Raw genomic sequence first — 3,223 nt, 5'->3', positions numbered from 1 at the left:
CCTGTGGGAGAGTAGGACGCCGCCGAACAATTATTGCGGGAAGCCCCGCACCAGCCCTTCGGGGCCGGTGCGGGGCTTTTCTGCGTTCACCCCGCGTACGGGGGGCCGAAGCCACCTCGGCCGTGAGCCGGGCTGGGTATCCTGGCCGCGTTCCCCTGGAGGGCAGATGACAGCACAGCAGTTGGATGCCGGCGGTCCGCTCATTCCCCAGCCGGCCATGACGCGCGAAGCGCTGCGGGATGCCGTGCGGCGGATCGACATGGCGAGCCTCCCCGCGCTCGACAAGGAATGCAACGAGGCGTTCGACCGGGCCGCGGAGACCGGTGCGATCAACCCGCTGCGGTTCTTCCTGATCAAGTGGGCCACACACGTGGCGATCCACCGGTGGCCGGCGCGGTCCGCGGCGCTGCTGGAGGCGGAACGCGTCGCCGGCGACCCGCGGGCGACGGAAGAGGCGTTCCGGGCCGCCATGGAGACGACCAACCGCATCCTCGCCGAGGCCCAGGCGGAGATCGGCCAGTGACCTCGCGCGGCGAGGGCGTCGAGAACGACGGTGGCTGGGCATGGGAGTGCGATCCCGGTCGGCAGTGGGTGCTCGGCGATATGCCCGCTGAGCAGCAGAGCCTCGTCGAGGCGGTGATGGACGGCCTGGTCGACCTGGCGTCCATGGCCGTCGACCCCAAGGACGGCAGCCTCTACGAGGACCCTCACCCGATGCGGCTGCGTACGTACGAGGACGAGCACCTGCTGCTCTGGTACCAGACCATCCCGCACCGCAGCCGCGTCTATCTCAAGCGGGTCAACCTCTAGCCGGCGTATGGGGGTTGCTACCCCTGCTTGATCGCGGAGAGGTCGAACTCCAGGACGACCTTGTCGCCGACCAGCACACCGCCGCCTTCCAGGGCCGCGTTCCAGGTCACGCCGAAATCCTGGCGGGAGATGGTCACCGATCCCTCCAGGCCGACCCGCAGGTTGCCGTAGGGATCGACGGCATTGCCGGTGTACTCGAAATCGATGGTGACCGGGCGGGTGGTGTCCTTGATGGTCAGGTCGCCGGTGACGCGGTATTCGGTGTCGGAGAGCGGCTCGACCGAGGTGCTGCGGAAAGTGATCTCGGGGAAGTTGGGCGCGTCCAGGAAGTCGTTGGTGCGCAGGTGCTGGTCGCGCTGTTCGACGCCGGTGTCGATGCTCTCGACCTTCACCGACACCTGGGCGCTGGAGCGGGTGGGATCGGTGCCGTCGAGGTGGACGGTGCCCTCGAACTGGTGGAACGCGCCGCGGACCTTGGTCACCATGGCGTGGCGGGCGACGAAGCCGATTCGGGTGTGGGCCGGGTCGAGGACGTAGTCCCCGGTGAGCTCTGCGATGCCGACGGTCATGGTGGGGTGCCTCCGAAGAACCGGGATCCCCGGGCGCGGTGTGCCCGGGGCGTTCCGGACCCACGCTAGGGCGCGACAGGTTCCGGTCCCGGGCGGACGCACGGGGCGACCGCAGAGTGCACTCCGACCGGTGACTCGGGCGGCCCACCGCTACGGCTGTCGAGCCTTGCCCGCCCGGTCGGCCCTTCGCAGCGACGCCGGGCGTGCCAGTGCCATGATGGCGAGCTGCGTGATGACGAGGGGGGTATCGGACATGGGGGCCGGGCGACGGGCATTGGGGCGGCAGTTCGGGTGGCTGTGGGCGGCGTACGCCGTCAGCACCCTCGGGACGTGGCTCGCGTTCGACGCGTTCCCCCTGATCGCGGTCCTCGTCCTGCACGCCGGGACGACCGAGGTGTCGGTGCTCGCGGCCGCGGGACTGGCGGTCGGTGCGGTGGTGGCGGTGCCGCTCGGTCCGTGGGTGGAGTTCCGCCGAAAGCGGCCGGTGATGGTCGCGATGGACCTGGTCCGCTTCACGGCGTTGATGAGTGTCCCCGCGGCGTTCGCGCTCGGTTGGCTCAGCTTCGCCCAGCTCCTGGTCGTGTCGGTGGTCGTCGGGGCGGCCGACATCGCCTTCACGGCGGCCGGCGGCGCGTGCTTGAAGGCTCTCGTGAAGCCGGAGGACCTGCTCGTCGCGAACGGACGGTTCGAGTCCACGACGTGGACCGCCTCCGTGCTCGGGCCGCCGCTCGGCGGGGCCGCGATCGGGCTGTTCGGTCCGGTGATGACCGTGACGGCCAACGCGGTGAGCTACCTGCTCTCGGCGGCGGGGATCCGCGCGATCGGCGGCCGGGAGCCACAGCCCAGGCACACCGGGGTACCGCAGAGGCTGCGGGCCGGCGACCTGCTCGACGGGTGGCGGTACATCCTGCGCGACTCCGAGCTGAGGCCGTTGTTCGCCAACACCATCCTGGTCAGTGGTCTGATCATGGCGACCCAGCCGCTGCTCGCCGTCCTCATGCTGGGCCGTCTCGGGTTCGCGCCGTGGCAGTACGGACTGGCCTTCGCCGCCCCCTGCATCGGCGGCCTGATCGGCTCGCGCCTGGCCCCGCGGCTCGTCGCCCGGTACGGGCGGCACCGGGTCATGTTCACCACCGGAGTGCTCAGGGCCTGCTGGCTGCTCGGGCTGGTCTTCATCGGCCCCGGCACGGCCGGGCTGGTGCTCGTCATGGCGGTCGAGTTCGGGCTGATCACCTGCATGGGGGTCTTCAACCCGGTGTTCGCCACCTTCCGGCTTGAGCGCACCCCCGCAGACCGGGTCGCCCGCACCTTGTCGGCCTGGTCGGTCTCCAGCAAGGCCACCATCGCCGCACTGACCGCTCTGTGGGGGCTGCTGGCCGGGATCACCAGCCCCCGGGTCGCGATCGCGCTCGCCGGACTCCTCATCATGACGACCCCGTTCCTCCTCCCCCGGCAGGACCGGACGCCCCGGGAAGAGGGGGAAGCGCGCCGTTTTGACGGTGTGGTGGGGGAGCTGTAGAGTAGAACGGTTGCCTGGAGCTGAGAGGCTCGGCAAACGCCCCCGAGGACGTAATTCCGACCGGGGCACCTCGACTCCTCATTCGGGATTCAGAAGCCGGGAAATCCGGTGGAAAAGTTCTGATAGAGTCGGACTCGCCGGAAAGGGAAACGCGAAAGCGGGGAACTGGAAAGCGGAACCCACTTCGACTGGGAATCGGACACGAAAGAGTCTGATAGAGTCGGAAACGCAAGAACAAAGGAAGCGCCCGGAGGAAAACCCGCGAGGGTGAGTACAAAGGAAGCGTCCGTTCCTTGAGAACTCAACAGCGTGCCAAAAATCAACG

At 69.1% G+C, this 3,223-nt stretch carries 5 protein-coding genes; 3 read left to right on the top strand and 2 right to left on the bottom strand.

The annotated features are described in order from the left end of the window. The first annotated feature begins 166 nt into the window (after positions 1–166). Positions 167–523, top strand: a complete 357-nt coding sequence (locus ACIA6C_RS33135; protein ID WP_399281399.1) for a hypothetical protein — start codon at positions 167–169, stop codon at positions 521–523. Next, positions 520–810 (top strand): hypothetical protein, encoded by a 291-nt coding sequence (locus tag ACIA6C_RS33130; RefSeq protein ID WP_361140650.1) that lies wholly within the window; start codon positions 520–522, stop codon positions 808–810. The genes ACIA6C_RS33135 and ACIA6C_RS33130 overlap by 4 nt, the downstream gene beginning before the upstream one ends. Before the next feature lie 17 nt (positions 811–827). Here ACIA6C_RS33130 and ACIA6C_RS33125 read toward each other — a convergent pair whose 3' ends face one another. Beyond that, entirely contained in the window at positions 828–1,379 is a 552-nt protein-coding gene (locus ACIA6C_RS33125; protein ID WP_361140653.1) for a YceI family protein, read from the bottom strand. 253 nt (positions 1,380–1,632) lie between these two features. Between ACIA6C_RS33125 and ACIA6C_RS33120 the strand changes: the two genes are divergently transcribed. Further along, positions 1,633–2,898, top strand: coding sequence for an MFS transporter (locus ACIA6C_RS33120; protein WP_399281398.1), 1,266 nt, complete (start codon positions 1,633–1,635; stop codon positions 2,896–2,898). Positions 2,899–2,987: 89 nt separating this feature from the next. Here the strand turns inward: ACIA6C_RS33120 and ACIA6C_RS33115 are convergent. Continuing rightward, the coding region (locus tag ACIA6C_RS33115) for a hypothetical protein (protein ID WP_399281397.1) at positions 2,988–3,223 on the bottom strand (236 nt) is incomplete at its 5' end.

Origin of the sequence: Streptomyces sp. NPDC051578, assembly GCF_044454045.1 — a bacterium.
Classification (GTDB): domain Bacteria; phylum Actinomycetota; class Actinomycetes; order Streptomycetales; family Streptomycetaceae; genus Streptomyces.
This window is presented reverse-complemented; position numbering and strand designations above follow the sequence as displayed.

Coding starts and splice junctions, on each gene's coding strand:
- ACIA6C_RS33135 (WP_399281399.1), top strand. CDS start 167: ATGACAGCACAGCAGTTGGATGCCGGCGGTCCGCTCATTCCCCAGCCG.
- ACIA6C_RS33125 (WP_361140653.1), bottom strand. CDS start 1,379: ATGACCGTCGGCATCGCAGAGCTCACCGGGGACTACGTCCTCGACCCG.
- ACIA6C_RS33120 (WP_399281398.1), top strand. CDS start 1,633: ATGGGGGCCGGGCGACGGGCATTGGGGCGGCAGTTCGGGTGGCTGTGG.